Source organism: Sphingobacterium corticibacterium (genome assembly GCF_004208525.1).
GTDB classification, from domain to species: domain Bacteria; phylum Bacteroidota; class Bacteroidia; order Sphingobacteriales; family Sphingobacteriaceae; genus Sphingobacterium; species Sphingobacterium corticibacterium.
Window position 1 is genome coordinate 1,208,691 of the sequence record NZ_SGIT01000002.1, and the last position, 21,431, is coordinate 1,230,121.

The 21,431-nt window shown below is 41.1% G+C and carries 18 protein-coding genes; 7 read left to right on the forward strand and 11 right to left on the reverse strand.

Going from position 1 to position 21,431, the window contains the following annotated elements:
- Positions 1 to 2 precede the first annotated feature (2 nt).
- Complete coding sequence (locus tag EWE74_RS13220) at positions 3 to 1,070, forward strand: cytochrome-c peroxidase (protein ID WP_130141992.1); 1,068 nt, start codon at positions 3 to 5, stop codon at positions 1,068 to 1,070.
- Positions 1,071 to 1,077: 7 nt separating this feature from the next.
- Positions 1,078 to 1,572, forward strand: a complete 495-nt coding sequence (locus EWE74_RS13225; RefSeq protein WP_130141993.1) for a molybdopterin-dependent oxidoreductase — start codon at positions 1,078 to 1,080, stop codon at positions 1,570 to 1,572.
- A gap of 11 nt (positions 1,573 to 1,583) precedes the next feature.
- On the opposite strand, the gene EWE74_RS13230 is transcribed toward EWE74_RS13225, so the two are convergent.
- The gene (locus tag EWE74_RS13230) at positions 1,584 to 2,267 is read right to left on the reverse strand and encodes a Crp/Fnr family transcriptional regulator (RefSeq protein ID WP_130141994.1); all 684 of its coding nucleotides are present in this window, start codon (positions 2,265 to 2,267) and stop codon (positions 1,584 to 1,586) included.
- A 127-nt stretch (positions 2,268 to 2,394) separates the two neighbouring features.
- Here EWE74_RS13230 and EWE74_RS13235 point away from each other — a divergent pair, with 127 nt between their 5' ends.
- A complete protein-coding gene (locus tag EWE74_RS13235) occupies positions 2,395 to 2,742 on the forward strand; it encodes a phage holin family protein (protein WP_130141995.1) in 348 nt (115 codons plus the stop codon).
- 1 nt (position 2,743) lies between these two features.
- Here the strand turns inward: EWE74_RS13235 and EWE74_RS13240 are convergent, their stop codons facing one another.
- The 8 genes from EWE74_RS13240 to EWE74_RS13275 form a co-directional block, all read right to left on the reverse strand.
- Positions 2,744 to 3,688 (reverse strand): FAD:protein FMN transferase, encoded by a 945-nt coding sequence (locus EWE74_RS13240; RefSeq protein ID WP_130141996.1) that lies wholly within the window; start codon positions 3,686 to 3,688, stop codon positions 2,744 to 2,746.
- Positions 3,688 to 5,868, reverse strand: a complete 2,181-nt coding sequence (locus EWE74_RS13245; RefSeq protein WP_130141997.1) for a PepSY domain-containing protein — start codon at positions 5,866 to 5,868, stop codon at positions 3,688 to 3,690. Before EWE74_RS13245 ends, EWE74_RS13240 begins: the two co-directional genes overlap by 1 nt.
- Complete coding sequence (locus EWE74_RS13250; RefSeq protein WP_130141998.1) at positions 5,868 to 6,350, reverse strand: DUF2271 domain-containing protein; 483 nt, start codon at positions 6,348 to 6,350, stop codon at positions 5,868 to 5,870. The genes EWE74_RS13245 and EWE74_RS13250 overlap by 1 nt, the downstream gene beginning before the upstream one ends.
- Before the next feature lie 39 nt (positions 6,351 to 6,389).
- Positions 6,390 to 7,907: an ankyrin repeat domain-containing protein gene (locus tag EWE74_RS13255; RefSeq protein WP_130141999.1), complete on the reverse strand. Its 1,518-nt coding sequence runs from the start codon at positions 7,905 to 7,907 to the stop codon at positions 6,390 to 6,392.
- Positions 7,908 to 8,072: 165 nt separating this feature from the next.
- Positions 8,073 to 9,242 (reverse strand): hypothetical protein, encoded by a 1,170-nt coding sequence (locus EWE74_RS13260; RefSeq protein WP_130142000.1) that lies wholly within the window; start codon positions 9,240 to 9,242, stop codon positions 8,073 to 8,075.
- Position 9,243: 1 nt separating this feature from the next.
- Positions 9,244 to 9,531 carry a hypothetical protein gene (locus tag EWE74_RS13265; RefSeq protein WP_130142001.1) on the reverse strand — a complete coding sequence of 96 codons (288 nt, stop codon included), beginning with the start codon at positions 9,529 to 9,531 and terminating at the stop codon, positions 9,244 to 9,246.
- 73 nt (positions 9,532 to 9,604) lie between these two features.
- The gene (locus EWE74_RS13270; RefSeq protein ID WP_130142002.1) at positions 9,605 to 10,990 is read right to left on the reverse strand and encodes a hypothetical protein; all 1,386 of its coding nucleotides are present in this window, start codon (positions 10,988 to 10,990) and stop codon (positions 9,605 to 9,607) included.
- 32 nt (positions 10,991 to 11,022) lie between these two features.
- Positions 11,023 to 13,497, reverse strand: a complete 2,475-nt coding sequence (locus EWE74_RS13275) for a TonB-dependent receptor (RefSeq protein ID WP_130142003.1) — start codon at positions 13,495 to 13,497, stop codon at positions 11,023 to 11,025.
- Positions 13,498 to 13,883: 386 nt separating this feature from the next.
- Here EWE74_RS13275 and EWE74_RS13280 point away from each other — a divergent pair, with 386 nt between their 5' ends.
- The 3 genes from EWE74_RS13280 (at position 13,884) to nagB (ending at position 17,513) form a co-directional block, all read left to right on the forward strand.
- Positions 13,884 to 14,567, forward strand: coding sequence for an Rpn family recombination-promoting nuclease/putative transposase (locus EWE74_RS13280; protein ID WP_130142004.1), 684 nt, complete (start codon positions 13,884 to 13,886; stop codon positions 14,565 to 14,567).
- Between the two features lie 305 nt (positions 14,568 to 14,872).
- Entirely contained in the window at positions 14,873 to 15,235 is a 363-nt protein-coding gene (locus EWE74_RS13285) for a hypothetical protein (RefSeq protein WP_130142005.1), read from the forward strand.
- 355 nt (positions 15,236 to 15,590) lie between these two features.
- Positions 15,591 to 17,513 carry a glucosamine-6-phosphate deaminase gene (nagB, locus tag EWE74_RS13290; protein ID WP_130142006.1) on the forward strand — a complete coding sequence of 641 codons (1,923 nt, stop codon included), beginning with the start codon at positions 15,591 to 15,593 and terminating at the stop codon, positions 17,511 to 17,513.
- On the opposite strand, the gene EWE74_RS13295 is transcribed toward nagB, so the two are convergent.
- Positions 17,514 to 18,440 (reverse strand): helix-turn-helix transcriptional regulator, encoded by a 927-nt coding sequence (locus tag EWE74_RS13295; RefSeq protein ID WP_130142007.1) that lies wholly within the window; start codon positions 18,438 to 18,440, stop codon positions 17,514 to 17,516.
- A 115-nt stretch (positions 18,441 to 18,555) separates the two neighbouring features.
- Between EWE74_RS13295 and EWE74_RS13300 the strand changes: the two genes are divergently transcribed.
- On the forward strand, positions 18,556 to 19,230 hold the full coding sequence (locus tag EWE74_RS13300; RefSeq protein ID WP_165384716.1) for a peroxiredoxin family protein: 675 nt from the start codon (positions 18,556 to 18,558) through the stop codon (positions 19,228 to 19,230).
- A 25-nt stretch (positions 19,231 to 19,255) separates the two neighbouring features.
- Here EWE74_RS13300 and EWE74_RS13305 read toward each other — a convergent pair whose 3' ends face one another.
- Positions 19,256 to 21,430, reverse strand: a complete 2,175-nt coding sequence (locus tag EWE74_RS13305) for a glycoside hydrolase family 97 protein (RefSeq protein WP_130142009.1) — start codon at positions 21,428 to 21,430, stop codon at positions 19,256 to 19,258.
- Position 21,431 lies beyond the last annotated feature (1 nt).

Consider the following 21,431-nt stretch of genomic DNA (forward strand, 5'->3'; position numbering starts at 1 on the left):
ATATGAAACGACCTATTTTACAATTTGTCGGAACGAAATCCCTCGTTTTTATGCTTCTCCTAGGCGGAACGGTGGCTATTTCGTTTCGGCAACAGGTCGATTCTCCAAAACGCTATCCCTTCGTATATCCTGCAAGTTTCGGAAACAATTATATGGTGCCATCATCGAATGTCACCACGGAGGAAGGCGTACAACTTGGTCGGATGTTGTTCTACGAAACACGGCTCTCCGCCAATAACACGATTTCCTGTGCAAATTGTCACAAACAGGAATACGCCTTTGCCGACAACCGCAGACAGAGTGTGGGGCACGATGGCAGTTTGACAACCCGCAATGCGATGGCACTTGTAAATTTACTGTGGGTCAAACAGTTCTTCTGGGATGGTAGGGTAAAAGGACTGGAAGAGCAAGCCGTGTTTCCATTGACTGATCCCCATGAAATGGGACAAGCGCTGGAAGAAAGTGTCGAAAAGCTGCAACAGACTGCGGAATATCCAACGCTTTTCAAAGCAGCATTCGGTACCGACGTAACAGCTAAAGGCATTGTGCGGACTTTGGCACAATTTGAGCGTACGTTGATATCTGCTTCGTCAAGGTATGATCGCTTCCTGAATGGCGAATACCTTCCCGATTCTTCGGAAAAACGGGGAATGGATCTCTTTACAACAGCAAACTGTGCCCACTGTCATGGTGGCCCAAAGATGTACAAAGAGCTGTTCCACAATAACGGATTCGATATTTCGCGCATAGATCCTGGAAGATCAGCATTTACCGGGCGCCAAGAAGATAAAGGTCGGTTTCGGGTAGCAACGCTGCGTAACATCGCGCTAACTTCCCCGTATATGCATGACGGTCGGTTCGCAACACTTCGAGAGGTTCTAGATCATTATAGTGACCATATCCAACCAAGCGAAACATTAAGCCCTTTTCTTACGGATCATGATGGAAACAGTCGGTTACTACGTCTAACCTCACAAGAAAAAACCGACATCATCGCATTTCTGCAGCTATTGACGGACAGCACTTTTATAACGAATCCACTATTTTCAAATCCTTTTAACGTTAACTAATTTTGATATGAAAGCAAAACGATTATACCTTACATTTTTTATTCTCAGTATATTGATGATCGGCGAGATTCGGGCACAAGTATTACTGGATATTGATGGCGATGTTGCACAAAAAGTCGCATTGACAATGGCTGAGTTAAACCACCTACCTATGCAACAATATGTCGTCACGGGCGAGCATCATGATACGATAACCTATGATGTGATCCAGCTAACACATGTCTTGGCACTAGCAGGGGTACCCACCAAGGATCAGTTAAAAGGAGAGGAGCTACAGAAGATTGTTGTCGTGACAGCCGGCGATGGTTACAAGGTTGTATTCTCCTTGCCAGAACTTGATCCGAAAACGGAAGGAGGCGCTGTTTTGCTCGCTATTGGACAGGCTGGGAAACCGTTGAATAAGCAGGTAGGTCCTTTGCAGATCATCGCTCCAAACGACAGATTACATTCGCGCTGGGTACGAGAAGCTAGACACATAGACATACTTTACAGTACACATTGAAAGTCAAACCATTACAAATTACTATAATATAATAGTTTTTCTCTATTTTTTATTTTTATACGCTTATTGGCCCGTTCCACAATATCTTCTGCTTCCAGTTCAACCATCATGCGGTACACACTCTCGTAAGTTGAGCCCACATAAGCTGCCAAATCTGTCTTAGACAACATCAATCGAATGTATCCCTCGTTATCCGTACCCATTTTTTCCTCCAACTGAAAAAAACTCCATGCAAGCCTTCCCTTAACCGACAAATGAACCTGATTAGTCGCTTTTTGTTCGGAAACCTGTAGTTCATCCGCATAAAACATCAGCATGGCGTACGTTAGTGCCGGATTCGTTCTCAATAATTTTTTAAAAAAATCGAAGGGAACAAAACACAGTACACAATTTTCTAAACAAGTAGCCGATATCGGAAAAGTAGGTTTATCTCCCGGCATACCCCGATGCCCTATAATGTCTCCTTTGTTAGCAAATCGGACAATACTTTCTTTATCGCCATACCGTTTATGTACTTTGACCAATCCTTCTTGCACAAAATATACACCATTAGCTTCCTCTCCCTCATCAATGATCTGCTGGCCCCTTTTCGCCCTGATAATCTGTCGCCGGATACCGATATTTTCCCACCAATCTTGCCCGGCATGGCGGCACATAAAGCAAGAATGATCGCATTTATTCAACTTTTTGCTCATCTATTTAATTTAAGAAATTACGCTCCATTTACAATATTAATCTTTTATGAGCGCTAAACGAATAAATGCTATTAAGAAAATACCACCCTTTGGCACCTTTTTTGAGTTCTTTGTAAAAAAGAATCAGATGAAGTTTATTATCAGCTTATTACTTACAGGTGCCGTCGTTGCTATCGCAGCGTATATCGTGCCGGGAGCACAGGTAGCCGGCTTTGGCTGGGCTATTTTAACAGGTTTGGTTATCGGATTAGTAAATGCCATTATAGGGGGCATTTTACGTTTATTCACTTTTCCGTTAAACTGGCTGACCTTTGGATTAGTTTCTTTTATCATTACGGTTTTAATGATATTATTGAGCGATAAACTTATGGGAAACAAGTTCGATGTAGATGGCTTCTGGACAGCGACTTTATTTGCTATTGTCGTGGCTATTATTGAAATGATTATTGGCAGTTTAAGCAAAGATAAGCGATAGCTTATTTATCTTCCACCAGAATAGCTTTGTAACCCGGGAATTTTTTAACTAATTTTCTTCCCTCCTTTTTACCCAAAACCATAATGGATGTGCTTAGAAAATTGGCAAACTCGGCTGACGGACCGGATACGGTAACACTCGTCAACCCGACCGAGGGCCAACCTGTCTTGGGGTTTATAATATGTGAATAGCGTTTGCCACCTATTTCTGCAAACTTTTCATTACTTCCGGATGTGGCCACAGCACCATCTCGTAATTTCAAGACCTTTATCATTTTATGTGGTTTAAAAGGGTTGCTTACCCCTATTCTCCAAGGCTGCTTGTCGGGTTGCGTTCCCCAAGCCGAAAGATCACCCGAAGCATTGACTATACCACCTACAACACCCAAAGATTCTAGTAATTCTCTGCCTTTGTCTGCTGCATAGCCTTTTCCAATAGAACCAAAACCAATTTTCATTCCTTTTTTTTCTAGAAAAATGGTCGAATTTATACTATCTAAAATAATATGCTGGTAGCCCACGTGTTGGACAGAGTTTCGGATAACATCCTTGGGTGGCAATTGCTCCATACTTCCGTCAAAAAGCCAAACTTTATCCAAAGCAGCGATACTTACATCAAAAGCGCCCTCCGTAAGTACAGAATAATGAATGGCACGTTTCATCAATTCAAAAACTTCCCGGTTAACCTTCACTGGTCGGATACCTGCATTTTGGTTTACCTGTGAGATTTGCGTATGTGGTCTCCACTCGGAGATAAGGTTTTCGATGCGTTCTATTTCATTTGTTACGAGCTGGAAGTAGTGCTGTGCTTGGGCAGCATCATTTTCTACTAAAACAAACCCAAAAACGGAGCCCATTTGCGTAGTTTGTTCCTTAAAAATCTGTTGGGAAAAGCCAATCGACACCTCCAACATGATCAAAAAAAAGACTACTATTGCCTTTTTCATTAATAACAATCCGTTAAAATCTGTCCATTGTAGTTGGCCAAATCTTTGGTTGGACATATCTCGCACAATATCTTCTCTACGTCCTTTTGCATCGCCAACGAACCACAGATCATAATCACACCTTTATTTTCTAATAAGTCGGAAAAAAATCTAGCTTCGTCTCGAATCAAATCCATTACATATTGCCGGCTTTCTTCTCTCGAAAATGCCATATGGAAATCTGTTAACTTTCCCGAACGCATAGCCTCTTCGCCAAATTGACGGTATTGCTTGGACAGTACATTATTGTATCGAAATCCTGCGTAAAGCCGGATAGGAATCTTTTTGTTGTTCTCCTCGATCATACCGAGAAAAGGAGCAATACCTGTGCCGTTTGCGATCATAGCTATACCAGAGGCTTTCCTAGGAAAATGAAAACCTTTATTGATAACCACCCGACCAGAAATGTATTCGCCTTTATTTAAATGATACAGAAATTCAGATCCCAACCCGCTAGGATATAACTTGACCATCAGTTGGATATTCCCATCCTTCTTGCCGATAGAATACAACCGCTCTCGCCCATCGTCTGTAGGATAAATAGCCAACAAATCGCCTGATCTGAAATGTTGCCGACCTTGTGGTTGAAGCACTATCTTAAAAGTAGAATTATCCTCGGTAACTTCCGTTCTCTCCAATACATGGAATTTCTTCAATCCGGTTATTTTGGTGGTATATTGGGCTGGAGTGACACTTAATTCACAGGACATTTTTCTGTTCCAAGCCTTCACCCACTCGACAAATTCTTCTACCGAGCGATCATTAACGGTATGCAAGTTGAGCAATGGTGTTGCCCAACTTTGTCTGGCAAATAGGTCATCAACTTGTCTTGCGTAAGCGCAAAAATCAGGGTATGACTTTGATCCGAACCCGATAACAGAATATTGTACGGTTTGATTTTGCGGAAACTTTGTCAGCAATTTATCAAAATTGATCGCATTCGCGGGTGCTGTCCCCAAGCCATAAGTGGAACTGAAAACCAGAACATGCGTTGCACTGGGAAAATGCGTAAACCGACTCATCTCCGTCAGAAAAGATTTATGTCCCTGTGCCAGCAATTGTTGATGAATTTTGTTGGCAAAAAACAGTGTACTGCCATTTTCTGTTCCGACCAAAATCACATATTCTGCTGTAGATGCATGGAACTTATTTTTCACTTTTGTTCCTTTTCTCCGAAAAGTAATCGCGAAACCAGTATAAATGAAAAACAGGATATTTAACGATGCAAAACCCAAAATAACTGCCCAAATAGCATTTGTCCGTCCAGTATGCAAATCGAAACTCAGCTTTTCCAACAGCAAACTATAGGGATAGCGGGTTTCTTCTACGATTTCTCCTGTAATCTGATGGACATAGAGTTCCCGATCCTTTAGTTTCAATACATAAAATTCGTCCGGATCGTCGGGCATAAACGGAAATTCTATCTTCTCTACATCAGCTAGTAATGTCTGTTGAAAGACGGGAAAATCGACCAAAGCTTTCTGCTCCACATCTTCTGTCGACAAATGGTCGATCGTTCGGTTTTCACCTCCTGCCAAGCCGACTCTAACCATAAAAAGATGCGTACCCGTAAGGGCAAGCATCAGCACGGGAATCAGAAAAACTCGTCCACTAACGACATGAAAGTACTGAGAAAAGAAATCTTTATTGATTTTAGCAAAGAAATTTCGTAACCCCTGTTGGCGTTTGGCAATCAATACAATCCCCGAAATAGTAATCAAAAGGAGTAGAAAAGAAACAACACCAACGATAATACGCCCTGGTTCTTTTAAAAAAAGAGAACGGTGTAGCGCGATATTCCATTGTATAAAATCGCTTTGTGGTTTTATTTCTCCTAGGAGAGCTCCGGTTCTTGGATCGACATAGCCCTTCATTGCATTACCTTCTCCATCAAAAGCTTCAATAGTCGTAAATTGATTATGATCTACCGTCAGTTCCGTTATTTCGGAATAAACCTCGCACAGTGCTGGAATGCTCTGTGCAAGATTTATTTTATCAAAATCAGGAACTTTATACCCTTGTGTCTTTTCGCCGACTGCCCCGATTGCCAAAATCACTCCCGTCACCGAAAGTATCAACAGAAATAGCGAAGAAATGATGGCTAAAGCCAAATGGGCATATCTCCAAATGGATAAGGTCATTATTGAACCTTGCTTAATTTTACGAAACGGATATAGCCCATACCTTCCGTACGTTCTACCAATCCTTGGGGTGTTACGGCAAGCTCTACATCTTTTACGTGGTATTTTTGCTCTTCTACCGCCGACTCAAAGCGCAATTTATATCCTTTATTCAATTTTGAATCATCTATTTCGATGGTACGCACAGCACGGTCGCCACCACCCACCGAAGCACCGGTTACCGCACTAATTTTCTCTTTGGTCTTCGTTTGAAATTTATACCATTCTTTTAATGTATTGAACCATTGCTTGTCTGGTCCAAGTACGGAAAGTGTCTTTTCGTATTCACCTTTGGGATTGATCAAAGAAATAATGACATAGGCTTTTTCTCCTTGGTAACTAACCATTTGGATCATGCATTTGTATTTGCTACTCTGCGCGAAGGAGTTTGTCACCAGAAAGCAAAGCATTAATCCTATTAGTATTTTGTGTATTGTTTTCATCTGTTTATTTTCTTTACTGTAATCTCAAAGACATTCCCTCTACTTCAAGAAATCAATAGCAATGTTATTACTTTTCAAAAAGTCATTTTCTTGTGCCAGATCAAAAGCGGTCTCGTCGAATTCAGTTGTCAGGTCTTTTTTCGCACCCAAAGCAACCAATTCTTTTAGGATTTGGTCATCCTTCGCAATTAATGCTGCTTTATGTAGCGCTGTCGTACCTTCACTATCCTGCGCGTTGATATCTGCGCCCAATTCAGCCGCCTTTTTTACAAGGTTAGTATTTTCTTTGGCAACGGCCAAATGGAAAAGAGAGCTTCCATCTCCTTGTGGAGCTGTTACGTCAAGACCATTGCTTTTTAAAACGAGTAATTTTTCAGCAAAATCATCTGTCTGCGGTTGAGCTGGAGCTCCTCCCATAGGTCCGCCCGGTCTGCCGTCTCTAAATGAATTGAACCAATAATAAGCCAGATTATGACCGTCCTTATCGGTTACATTGATATCTGCTCCGCTTTTCAACAATAAATCTACAGTTTCTGCCGAACCCATCTCAATCGCTTTTGTCAATGCCGATTCACCTTTTATGTTAACGACATTGATGTCTGTAGTTTTTGCAATCAATGTTGTTAATAACGCCGCATCTCTACCTCCGGCAGCATTGATCAGTACCGTATTACCCTCGTGATCTTTTTTATTGACATCAACACCTTTTGCCAGGAAATAGTCGATAACTTCAACATTTGGTCGGCGCACCAATGTATGCAAGATCGTAGCACCATCTTTCGGATTAATGGCTTTCGGGTCTAACTTCAGTTCTTCAACGAGGTATTGATAGGTCTCGATGCCATTTTGAGACATCCTGGAACCCTGCGTTGCAAAGAAAAGGGCCCGGTTTGTTGGCTGTATTCCTTTAGCGATTAATTTTTGCATCAACGCCTTGTTTCCTAATTTTGCCGCATAATCAACCGCCGTACTTCCATATTCATCCGTATCGCTGTAGGATAAGCCTTTAGATACAAAATAGTCTGACTTGGAAAGATCATTATCTGTGGAAACACCGAGTAATAACAATGTCGCACCATCTTCAAATTTCTGCTGTGGATCTACGCCAGCTTCGAAAAGTGCATCCAAAACAGCGAAGTTATCTGATGCGCTCACAGCAGCATTTTCAATAACGGAACGGCCGTGGCTGTCATTCAGATGTATGTCCGAACCTTTTTCGATCAGGTAAGCAACTAAATCTGCGTTTCCTCTTCCGGCCGCCCAATGTAAGTAGGAAGCACTATGGTGCGTCTTTTTGGTTACACCATTACCTTCTTGTTCCACCATAAACTTGATGGTTTCCAAAGGCGCACCATTAAGGATGGCTCTTGCTGTTGGATCCCAAGAAGCAGCATTGGGCTGCGAAGGACTATGACCTTTCGCGATTTCTGCTTTTACCTGCTCTATCGTTGGTTTGCTTTTCCAAAAATCAGCATCCATTAAGGTATTGGTTTCACGTTGCTGTGCCGTAGCATATACCGATGCAAGTAAAAGTGATGCTAGCAATATTTTTTTCATTGTACGGATTTTTTTTCTGAATGAACAGAAATTAATGAATCTATTTTACGTCAAAATCAGGTAAGATATTTGCTACCTCACCTGATTTGACATTTTTAAGTATTTTTTAGCAATCTTTATCTCCTAGATTTTGACTACAAAAAATGTTAACTTTCAATACTGGTTTTACCAATTGTCAAACCAAATCAAACTTGAGTATGCATACCAATCAGTGAGTAGCTCTCCAGTACTCACACGTTTCATTCTCACCTTCAATCTGACAGTAGTATCTCCGGCATATGGCCCTCCGACGATAATTATTTGATGAGGCCCTTCTCCATCAAGCACCGAATAATCAGTCGCCGGTTCCACTTCCCCTGGCACCACTGACCAATCAAATGTTACATCAGAAGGGGGAACAGAAGAATCATGTTGATAATTGACAGTAAAGGTATATCCGTTTCTAGATAAGCCAGTGATAACATTGGGACCATTAGAAGCCAAAGAAATATCAAAATCCATTGTTCGAGCCGAATTATTATCATCAACCCAAAGCCTAACATAATATGTATTACCAACTATCAGATTGCTTACCGTTGTCATTTCATTTGATGAACAATGCATCAAATTTAACGAAGAATTATACACAACCGTTTTAGCAGATCGGGTTCCGTATTCTACTCCATACATTTTTACATTTGTTAAGTTTATTGTATGAGTTGTCGACGATGCGGTAAATTTATACCATACATCAGCTGTCAAACCGTAATTGGTACATGACGGCGCCGATTGAGACGATTGAGTCGCATCTCTAGTTGTACCCGCTATTTTTGTCGGTCCCGCGTTTAAAGTAATAGCTGTAGTATATTCGTCGTTAGCAACGCCTACCAGAACGGTTTCATATGAAGAAGCGCTATATTTATAGCTTTGCCATTCACCACCTAACTTCTCTCTATACTTGAGTTTTATAGTACCCGTTTTCCCTGTGGAACTGTTAAAGGTGAGGATAAAATATATATCCTTCGAAACAATTGCCCACGAAGGAACAAAATCATTATTTGAGATTGCAGTAGTTGGAGTTAAAGCTATTTCGCCTCCCGCTGTTTGAAGAACGAGAAGGAACTCAGCCGTTAATGGAACATCAACTTTATCACTCCATCTTTCTACTATAGCAAATGAATTTCCAATAGCTTCAGTATCTGCATTGATATCCAACATTAATTTTCCATCCTTAAGTTTATTAAGTGGAATGGAAAAATCAACTTTATTAATTATAGTGTTAGAATTTTGAGCATTGGAAGTTAGAGTAATTATACTCATTATCATTATGCTTACAACTCTTAATAGTATTTTCATATTAATTTTTGCTTAATAATTCGAACTGGATGTACTTACTTGGAACGAGTTCTATAGCGTGCCCCTTTATTAGAAAAACTTCCTTCACTGGGTCATAGTCTAATCTATCGATTTGCTCACCTGTCGATTTGCTCATCAATTCAAACAAGGTCTCCTTGGGATATTCTTTGTTTTGATATGTAATTGTCTCAACAGATATTTGATCATTATCATCCGTTAATGTTTCTTTTTTCTCACAGGAAACAAAGCAGAGTCCTGCAAAAATTAGGGCTAATACAATATTTTTCATATTCTCATTTATCAGCCAACCTCTAAAGAGGTTGGCTTTATTTTTTTAAGTAAAAGTATTATTATCCGAAGAACTAATATGCTCCGATAAAACGGTGTCCTGTACCATTTGCCAACTTGGCTCCTTTAGTAAGTTCTCCCGTTTTCCAGTTGTAAACGAATACATTACCTGCCTCACTTACCGGAGTTAACGGAACATACACATAATCTCCTTCTGCCGCTATACTTTGATGCTGGTCAAAATTCAATCTTGTTTCGTATTCAGTCGGAATTTTAGTTGCAGTTCCAGCAATTAAGTCTATTAACGCCAAGTAACCACCTGTTTTATCGATATCATATAGGACGAAACCTTTATTATCGCCCAGATACTTCCAAGCCTTAATACCAGCAATACCCTGCACTCCTAAAGCTTTAGACAAATCGAACAAATAGCTATTATCATAGTCATTCGTGTTCTTATCTATACGAAGGATGTGCGGATAGCCCGTTGTATTTACTCCCGTTGCTTGATAAACGTGACCATCGTCACCAATATACTGAATCATAGTACGATATCCGTTATTACCGTATGTACTTTTTGAAGACCAGATTAACTTGGGATTTTTTAATGTAGGATAATCAAGCACAATCGTAACCGTTCCAGCAATATTAGCTGCATCATTCGGCCAAGTAACAATTTCTGTGGTAGATCCTCTTGGTGTTGTAAGAGTAGGAGTACCGCTAGGATTTACTTTAGATATATTACATCCGATATACACCTTATCTTTTGCTTGATTTATAATAGGAACATCGATACGTCCAATTGAGTATCCTTGCGCCAATTGATCGGCCGTAAATGGAACATCAAACTGAATTGTGTTCATAATACTTGGGTTGTCAAGGTTAAGTGATGCAACCGTAGCCGTAGATTTTATCGATTTAAAAGTTGCACTTGGATAGACTCCAGTATACGCTGCTGTATCTGCGGAGATTGTCACACCGATACCGACGCCTTCTGCAGACTTAACCCAGCGAGGTGAAGTTCCCAAAATAATTGCGGCATTCACTTCATTACCGTCCTTAACATATTTTCCCTCGCCATCTACTCTGAACTTCTGGAAAATACCACCATCCGTACCCGTATACTGAATGTCGTACAGGAATTTACCGTCTGCAGATGTTTGTATCCTCGATGTCCTTGGAGATTCAAACTTAAATCCTTTTCCTACTGGAAAAATATCCAATTCATATGAAGGGTCAATGGCTTGATCATGAGTAACAGCATAAGCCAATGTACCGCCATTGCCATCACCATCATTATCCTGCTTTAATGCTGCAGTAAGTGTGATCCAACGTGTACCATCTTCCCCCGGTGTTGGTGTAGGTTCCGGTTCGTCACCACTACTACTACAACTTCCTAATGCTAACGATGAGATAACTGCACCTAGAAATGCAGCTCTCCAAACGTAATTTTTTTTCATCTGTTATTTTTTAATTTGTTAATATTTGTTATTTAAAATCTACCTATTGTATAATTCATCTTAAAGTATATTCCTCTACCAGGCTTTTGAACACCAAAATTATCGTACAATGCTGCATTGAATATATTTTTCGCATCGAGACTTGCGACCAGTTTGCCTGAAGGAAAACGATAACTCCCACCAATATCGTGTGAAAGCTGAGCAGGAGTCAGACTTCCTTCAGATGGATACCAAGCTATATCATAAGCGCCGACATATCCTGCATTATAATAAACGTTCAGAATAGAGTTACGTTGAAATATGTTATTTAAGCGATACTGTAAATTGGCATTGATAGTGAAAAAAGGTTCGTTGGGGTTTTGCAAATTGTACCTATCATCTGGCCTACCTTCATTATCATATTTACGTTTGTAGAGTGCATTGAATTTTGAAAAATTCAACATAGCGTTCAACTTGTTATCAAAAACATAAAGTATTTCACCTTCGAAACCTCTTGATTGTATTTTTTCAAGATTTACAAATGCGGTAGCTCGTATATCCATATCGTTGTCGGTTACTATACTATCCACGGTTTGCCTCGTAATTTTATCGTAGCCATTACGCCAAAATCCGCTACCGTAAAAGGAGACCTTGTGTTTTCCAAAATCTACACTACCCCACCTAAAGCCAATATTATAATTGATATTTTTTTCGGGAGTTAGAGATAAATTAGGTAAAATATTGTTCTCCAAATTCCCATACATCTGCTCTTCGGTAGGCATTATGGAACTATTCTCGAAAGAGGTTATAATAAAAAAATCTTTTAACAAACTGTAAGATATCGTAGCACCATATCCAAAATTGTCATTAAATGTTTTCTTCGTCTCTGAGTGGAGCTCGTAAGAACCATCTTCATTATAGGTTGGTTTTGGATCCGTTTGCTTTGTATTATTTGCGGTATATTTGACTAATAAATTTGTTCGTAGTTTATTCTGAAGGGTTTGTGCCTCATAGTTTGCTGAAACGATATTTTTCGTCAACTGTGTCACGACTAAAAGATCTTTATTAACAGGTCGCAAAAGATTCGTATCGTCTCGATCAGTCCTTTCCAACTTATAATTTAGAGACACTCTATGCCCTCTAGCAATAGTATAGGATAGATTTGACCGTGCATTTAGTATTTCCCTATCAACCTGTGTAATACTAGGTTGTCCTTGTTGTGCAGCGCCAAATGGATACTTCATTACTATTGGAGGGTCTCCCGCCTCAATCATATAGTCAGTATGCAATATCACAGGGTTTCCGTCCCAATTGTACTGGGTAGTAACTGTATCTTGCACATATGTACTGCGACGGCTGCGTACAGCATTAATATTTAAAGCCAATCCATCTACAAAGAGGTTACGTTTGTTATAATTCAAGCTAAATACGTGAGCTTGATACTCAGTAAACCGTCCCACATATGGTTGTGCTGTCGTTGTCCCGTGCGGTATCTCGCTATAAGTATCCGAAATATTATAGCCTATAAAAAACTGATCAGCCCATTTTACGTCGGTAAATCCCGCCTCAAAACGACCCCCTATAGATTTATAAGTGTCATTAAACCTCTTCGCTCTAAAATTCCGGGTTAATATTCCATTTCTATCCGTATACTTTGCGAATTTCCCCCACATTTCATAGTCGTTATCCGTATACGTATAGAATCCGGACCCTCTAAATGAAAGACCTGTCTTTTTATCTCGTAACGTTAAGCTGATATCGGAGTTGAAAGTGTTAAATGAACCATAAGAAACAGCAACTGTCGCATTATTACGTGAAGCATCTTTCTTCAGCACCACATTGATAGCCCCTCCTACATAGTCTCCCGTCAAATGTGATGGCAAAACGCCTTTATACACTTCTATCCGCTCAATCATAGCTGGAGGTATATTGTTTAGATTGAAAGAAGAGCCATAGGTTGCAACCTCTATTCCATCTAAAAATATCCCGATAGCACTTCCTGACATTCCATTTAGGTTATATTCCACCTGCGAACCCACTCCACCATTTTGCCGCACCCGTACTCCAACAGCCCGATCCAACAGCTCATTTGTCGTCAAGTTGCGGAGAGATGCTTCTTTTGTTTCGATAACCGCCACCGCAAAACCACTCGTCTCCATATCTTTTTTCTCCGTCATTCGACTGACTTCTACACCTTCTATCGCGATATCACCGGTAGATGATACGGATATAGAAAAATCATGTGTGGGTTTATCTACTTTTAACCGAACAGTTTTCGGTTGAATCTCGATAGCCGTTACTTGTATTTCCTGATTGCCATAAGGCACACTGGGTAAGGAATAATATCCGTTCTTATCAGACATACTACTGATATCCATACCTTTCACTCGTATCGTGGCATGACTAACAGATTCTCCGGATTCTAGATGGACTCTTCCCTTTACTACACTTTGTTGTCCAAATGCAGCAATGGATAACGAGGTTAATAAGCAGATTAATGTATATGGTATGAATTCTCTTAACTTCATTTTAGAACTGGTCTAAATAATTCGCTGCAAATATAGATTTATTCTAAATAAGAAAATGACGTATTCGGAAAATAAACATTCAAATTCGGAAAATGAACACTTAATATGGGCTACGCGATAGGGATCGTGTGCTCGGACCGTGCGATTATCTTTTATCTGATGGTGGAGTTGCAAGGGCAACGAAGTGGCCTATTAAGGAGGTTCGTGGCTTCTATAGACTACCAGAAATCGAAATGCGTTTAGAGTCGACTTCGCGTATTCCAACTTTATCCAATTATTAAGCGCTAAAAGCTAATATTTTTAGTTTTTATTAGATTCTTTTTTATCTTTACAGCAGAATCCAATTGTAAGTGTTATGAAAAAGAACAAAAATTTTCTGGGTAAGTATGAAGATCGAGATGCAGCAGTTGTCACAGGAGTTTTTCAAGGATCGGACTGTTTATTATACCTCCCGCATGATCAACAAGCTCGTTCCGCGTGGCCACAAAGGCAATACATATGAGTTGCCGGAAGTTTACTTCATCGGTATACTGAACTTTGTTCTGGACCGGTCTGTATCCGGACAGTATTATTACGATGTAGCATTGTGCGATAAGGTTTACGGATCAGTATTTTACGAGAAGCTCGGTTACAAGATGCTGGTATTGCCGAATTTTAACAAGAAACAGGCTGATATCAAGAGCTATATAGATATGTGGCTGTATATATTCAGACACATGGAGGAACTGGATGAAATGCCGAAATTTTTGGATAATCGGGTATTTGGGCTTATATTTGATATCGGAAAGATAGCAAGTTTAACGGAATTGGAGATGAAATTATACGAGTCAAGTCTAAAGAACAAGCGGGATGCGGAAAGTGTCCGTCTTACCGCAATTAAGGAGGGACGTCAAGAAGGAATAGAGCAAGGACTGGAGCAAGGGATCAAGAAAGGTCGCCTGGAAGAACGCGCCAAAGCTGAGACGGAAAAACTCAAATATGCGTTGAATTTAAAGAAGAGGGGGCTTCCTGTACAAGATATAGCCGAAGATTTAGGACTTACCGTTGAGCAAGTCGAAAAGCTGAAATAACCTCTGCTAAAAGATTAATAATAAAGAAAGCCGAACATTTCATTTTGTTCGGTTTTCTTGTTTTATATAATTGTATATTATTCCTCTATTTTAACAATCGTTGATACATCGGTACCCAGAGTCTCGCATCGACTTGCTAGATCGTCCTGCGACCATTTTTTTTCTTTCTAGCTTCCCTAATATTCTTACCAACGGAAATAAGATGTGGGTGGCAGAAGTATAGACAAAAGGTAACATGAAATACCCCCCCAGAAAACGAATTACGAGAACTTTTAGCTGCTTTTGTCTGGATTCCGCACAACAACATGGGCAGGACGACGAGGTACTTTGAGCGGACGGCGCACAACATAAGCGGTCTGACGGACAACATAGACGGCGTGACAGGCAACTTTAAGCGGATGATGACCATCAATAGGGCTATGTCGGACAACTTTGCGCATATGCAGGCTATACCGGCATCACGGAGGCCGTGCAAAAGTGGTTGTGCAGGGATGATCGACGCCCAGCCACGGGCTCTGCAACCATATTCACCCCTTCCTTACAAACCTGTCGGCCAACAACGCCGGAGAGAACCCCTACCGATACGCTTATACATATCACTGCATTTCCACAGCAGGGCAAGCCGGTCAATCAGTCCTCCAAATGCACGCACAGATGCTCCAACATAGCGGTGTATACATCCATACCAACAGACAAGCAGGGGTGAAGCAGCACCCATCACTCCCAAACGCAGCCGGAAGAACATACTCCTGCACGCTCCATCGACCAACAACAACATCCATCACCCCCGCAAGATGTGTAGGAACCCCGTCGTCAGGCCAGAACACACCGACGTCATGACAAAGTAGTACCTCAAAAAACAAGAAAGCATACTACCGATTATTGTAAAGTCTCAGAACAAACGATTGCACCCCTTATTTATGCTTTTTTTTGCATGATTTTGCATATTTTGTTCGATTTAGAAAGGTTTTATGCTTAGATTTGTTATTCAGGTTGTAAACAATAAAAATTATTCCTTATTCAATGGCAAGATTAAATTTATTGGAGGAAACTCGTTTTGAACGTGTACCGGTAAAGGTATATGCGAACCAAGACGAGGCCTCGGTGGATGTTGCTAATCGTATAGCTACCATCATTAAAAAAAAGCAGGAAAAAGGCGAAACGGCAGTGCTAGGTCTGGCTACCGGTGCTACACCTGTTAAAGTGTATAAAGAATTGGTCCGTCTTCATACAGAAGAGGGATTAAGCTTTAAAAATGTTGTCACATTCAATTTGGACGAGTATTATCCCATGAAACCTGATGCTCCCCAAAGTTATGTGACCTTCATGAACAAAAATTTGTTCGACCATATTGATATTCCTAAAGAGAACATCAATATTCCCGATGGAACACTGCCAGAAGAAGCCATACATACCTACTGTGAGGCATATGAGCACAAGATATCCAATTTGGGAGGCATCGATATCCAGCTGCTAGGTATCGGGCGGACGGGACATATCGGATTTAATGAGCCTGGATCAGCACCAAACTCAGGAACCCGTTTGGTCGTGCTGGACGATCTAACGCGTCGAGACGCCTCCCGTGATTTTGGAGGTAAAGAAAACGTACCTACCAAAGCGTTAACGATGGGCGTTGGCACAATCTTTAAAGCAAAAGAGATTGTGCTTATGGCTTGGAATGAGAAAAAAGCAGAAATCGTTAAAAAAGCGGTGGAGGGAGAAATATCTTCCGACATTCCGGCAACGTATCTTCAACTTTCTGATTCGGTAGAATTTATATTGGATACGGATGCCGCTTCACAATTGACGCGATTCGATTTGCCTTGGTTAGCACACGAGGTTGTCTGGACGGATACTTTGATAAAGAAAGCGGTGGTGTGGCTATCTCTGAAATTGAATAAAGCCATTCTAAAGTTAACCGATGACGATTATAACAATAACGGCATGGCCCAATTGGTTACGGAGAAAGGGCCGGCATATAGCATCAATATTAAGATTTTCAACGAACTGCAGCGTACGATTACCGGCTGGCCAGGAGGAAAACCCAATGTAGATGATACGAATAGACCGGAAAGGGCAGAGCCGGGACGTAAAAATGTTATCCTGTTCTCTCCTCATCCCGATGACGATGTTATTTCTATGGGCGGAACATTCATCCGTTTAGCTGATCAAGGGCATAATGTACATGTTGCTTATCAAACTTCAGGCAACACGGCTGTTTGGGACGATGATGTTTTACGATATCTGGAATTTGTTCAAGATTTTGCCGTTGCAATTGATGACGACAATGGCGTTACAACAAATATCTACAACGAAGCGAAAGAATTCTTCAAAACAAAACAACCTAATCAGGTCGATCCGCAAATTATTCGTACAATTAAGGCGCTGATCCGCAAAGGAGAAGCTATTGCGGGAGCACGTTTTGTGGGGCTTCCAGACAGTAACATTCATTTCCAAGATTTACCCTTTTACGATCGTGGTAAATTTTCTAAAGAAGTTTTATATGAAGACGATATCCAGCAAACGATGGAATTGCTTCAAGCAGTAAAACCGCATCAGGTATTTGCTGCAGGTGATTTTGCAGATCCGCATGGGACACATAGAGTATGTTTTGATATTATATTCGAAGCCTTGAAACGCCTATCAAAAACCGAGGAATGGACGAAAGATTGCTGGTTATGGTTGTATCGAGGAGCTTGGCATGAATATCCGATTCATGAAATTGAAATGGCAGTTCCGCTTTCTCCACAAGAAGTGAAACGGAAGCGTCTCGCTATCTTCAAGCACCAATCCCAGAAAGATGTACCGGTGTTTCCGGGGGATGACCCACGTGAATTCTGGGTACGTGCGGAGGATCGTACCAGTGAAACGGCAGAACTATATCATAAACTCGGATTGGCAGACTACGAAGCTATCGAAGCCTTTGTAAGATGGAGATTTGATTGATCATAAACAACCAAAAATATGTTCCAACTCTATCAAAATATCCGTTCCTTGCTGGAGCAGAAAGCTATATTTTAAAGAATTAGGAATAAAGCCAAAATGCCTTTTAAAGGCAGTGGTAAAATGAGTGGAGTGTTTGTAGCCTGTCATACGGGCTACATCCGACACTCTATGATCGCCTGTAAGAATAAGTTCCTTGGCATGTTCCATTTTTTTCTCGGTGATATAATTCATTACCGTTTTTCCAAAATACTGCTTAAAGTATTTTTTTAGATATTGCACATTTGTCCCCACTTGTTTGGCTAACTCGGGAATACTATGATTCTTCGAAAGATCTTCTTCGATAATCTCTTTGGCAAGTAGGATTTTCTCATAATGACCTTTCATCACAATTACATGCTGTGTATTTTTGTTTTCTACTGCCAGCGATTGTATTTGATGAAATATAATTTCCAAAATAATCAACTCTGAACGCATCTGGTAAAGCAAATCTGTTTCTGACAACGAATGGAGTTGCTCAAATAAAAGTCGAAAGCGCGTATCACTCTTTGTCACAAAACCCTTGGCAAATCTCACCGATTCTTCCTGATATTTGTCGTGAAAAAAGTGGAGACTTTCGGGCATAATCAATACGACAACCAGATGATTACACGCATCTTCGCTTCGTATTTCAATAGTACTGTACGCATCGACATAGTGAATAACATTATGTCCTTCCGGTAAAATGCAAGCGTTATGAGACAATGTATAATGAACTATTCGCGAACAATTATGCGAAAGGATATTAATATAACACGCTTGTTCTGTCTTATAAGAAAATAACGCACTCCCTTTAATATATTGATGTTGAAAGGCGTATTGTGTAACAGTCAGTGCACAACTATTCTCCATTTTATTTAGATTGATTCTATGCAAAACAAATATACTCATATTTTTATTTTAGGCAAATCCGAGACTCCTCTACGTTCAATTTACAATGTGCTGACCGGAGATAACTTCCAGAAAATAGAAATTCTTTATCTTTGAAGAAATAAAAAAGATGAAAATGAGAAAATATATAGCATTGCTCCTGTTTACCATACCATCTCTTCTTTTCGCGCAGATACAAGAAACGAAAGAAGAACTTATCGCACAAGTCAAGGCAAATCCTTCCAGTGTCGAGACACTGAAAACTATACAGCGGGTTGGCGGATATAGCCCCGATCACAAAGAGCTCCGTACTTTATTCAAAGGTCTGGACAAATCTGTAAGGAAATCAAAAGAGGGTAAACAGTTTAATTACTACCTGAAACGTTTAGAGAACTCATCGATAGGCAAAAAAGCTCCAGCTATCACCCAGCTTACTCCTGAAGGCGAACCTTTCTCTCTTTCAGATCTTCGTAGCAAATATGTACTAATCGAATTCTGGGCGTCCTGGTGTCCAGATTGCCGTAGAGAAAACCCTAATCTCGTGAAGACGTATGCGGAATTTAAGGATAAGAATTTTGAGATTCTCGGTGTTTCTTTTGATCGTAAACTGGAAGATTGGGTTGCTGCTATTGAAAAAGAAAAGTTAACCTGGAAGCATATCTCTGATCTACAGTCTTGGCAGAATGCGGCGGGGACACTATATGGCGTACGTGCTATTCCACAGAATATTCTCGTGGATCCAGAAGGGATTATTGTAGCTCGAAATATACGCGGTGAGGAATTGAATACGAAGTTAAGAGAGTTACTTTAAGGGCGCAGTAGATGCGCCCTTAATTTTATCGCACTACTTCTTGAATATGAATAGCATAACCTCCTCCCGGCGCACTTCTCAATTTCAGCTTCGACTTACGTGTGATCGATTTCTTAGAAATCGTATACGCTTGCGGATTATCCCTATAATGCGCATTTTTCGCATCGGCATATATCGTTGCCGTATATTTCTTTCCTGGATCTAGAAATCCGAATTCCAACTCCGAGGTATGACCATTTTTCCCCGCTACATTTCCAACAAACCAGGTATTTGTTCCTTTTGCCTTGCGTGCTACGGTAACGTACTCCCCCGGTTCAGCCTCTAGGTACTTGCTCTCATCCCAATCTAAGGCGACATCCTTGATGAATTGGAAAGCATCCATAAACCGTTCATAGTTTTCCGGCAGATCGGCGGCCATCTGTAAGGGGCTATACATGGTTACGTAAAGCGCCAACTGGTTGGCCAATGTACTATTGACCCAAGAGTCGTTATTCGGATTTACCTTCGATATATCCATTTCAAAAATACCCGGCGTGTAGTCCATAGGCCCTCCTATCTGTCGGGTGAATGGTAAGATCGTGACGTGGTTCGGATGATTTCTATCTCCTCCAAAGGCTTGATATTCGGTGCCACGGGCAGATTCATTTCCAATGAGGTTCGGCCAAGTCCGACTTAATCCTGTTGGGCGTACCGCTTCGTGTGCATTGATCATAATCTGATATTCCGCGGCCTTTTCCAGCGCATACTGATAATGGTTGTTGATCCATTGGCTATAATGGTATTCCCCACGGGGGATGATATTCCCGACATAGCCAGTTTTCACCGCATCATAACCATTATCTTTCATGAATTGATAGGCTTGATCTAAGTGCCGTTCGTAATTTCGTATCGAACCCGAAGTTTCATGATGCATAATCATTTTCACACCCTTGCTCTTCGCATACGCACGTATTTCATCCAGATCAAAATCCGGGTAGGGAGTCACAAAATCAAAGACATAGTCTTTCGCATTTCCAAACCAATCTTCCCAACCAATATTCCATCCTTCTACGAGTACCCCATCAAAGCCATGCGCCGCTGCGAAATCGATGTAACGCTTCACGTTCGCCGTAGTCGCACCATGTCTGCCGTGTGGTTTTACCTGGGTATAATCGGTTTTTCCGATATGCACACTAGGTAGATCATAGGTATATGACCATTCGCTTTTTCCGGTAATCATTTCCCACCACACCCCGACATACTTCGTTGGCTTAATCCATGAGGTATCCTCGATCTTTGAGGGTTCATTCAGATTCAGCGTCAGGGTAGCGGCTAAAATATCACGGGCATCATCACTCACCATAATGGTTCTCCACGGGCTACGTGCCGGTGTCTGTAAATTGCCTTTCGTACCGTTTGCATCCGGTGTCAACCAAGATTTCAAGACGAAATTCTTATCGTCCAAGTTCAAGTGCATACAGGCAAAGTCAATCAACGCCGCCTCGTGTATATTGATATACAGGCCGTCATCTGTTTTCATCATTAATGCCGTTTGTACGCCTGTTGGCGAAAACGGGGTCTGCGAAGCATTAGGTGTAATGGCTTCCTGCATCAGGCCACGTATTTCGGACAATCGGGAAGTAGTGTAATTATACTCCTGCGTGTCATAATCTCCGGGAATCCAAAATGCTGTATGGTCGCCCGTCATGGCGAATTCCGTTTCTTCTTCTTTCACGACCAGATAGGCCAGATCCTGTTGCTCGGGGAATTCATAGCGAAAGCCTACCCCCTCGTCGTAAACCCGAAACCGGATCACCATTTTTCGTTTCGAGTCATCCTGTTGCAATGTTACCGCCAGCTCGTTGTAATGGTTGCGGATATCCTTAGATTCGCCCCACACCGGTTGCCAGGTTTCGTCAAAAGTTAACTCCTGACGATCTACGACCTTAAATCCGCTTGCCAGTGAACTTTCCGACTGCGTTTTACCTGCATCCGTTTCTCCGCCAAACTCCGATTTGCGTGTATTCCCTGTCAACGTAAAACCCAACCTACTGGGTTTCACAACCGTTTTATTTTTATAGTGCAGGGAATAGGTCGGCACACCCCCATCTTCCACAGCAAACGACAACGACAGGTTACCGTTTGGTGATTTCAATTCCTGTGCCGCGCTCCAAAGCCCCAGACAACAAAATCCGACTATCCAAAACCATTTCTTTATCATG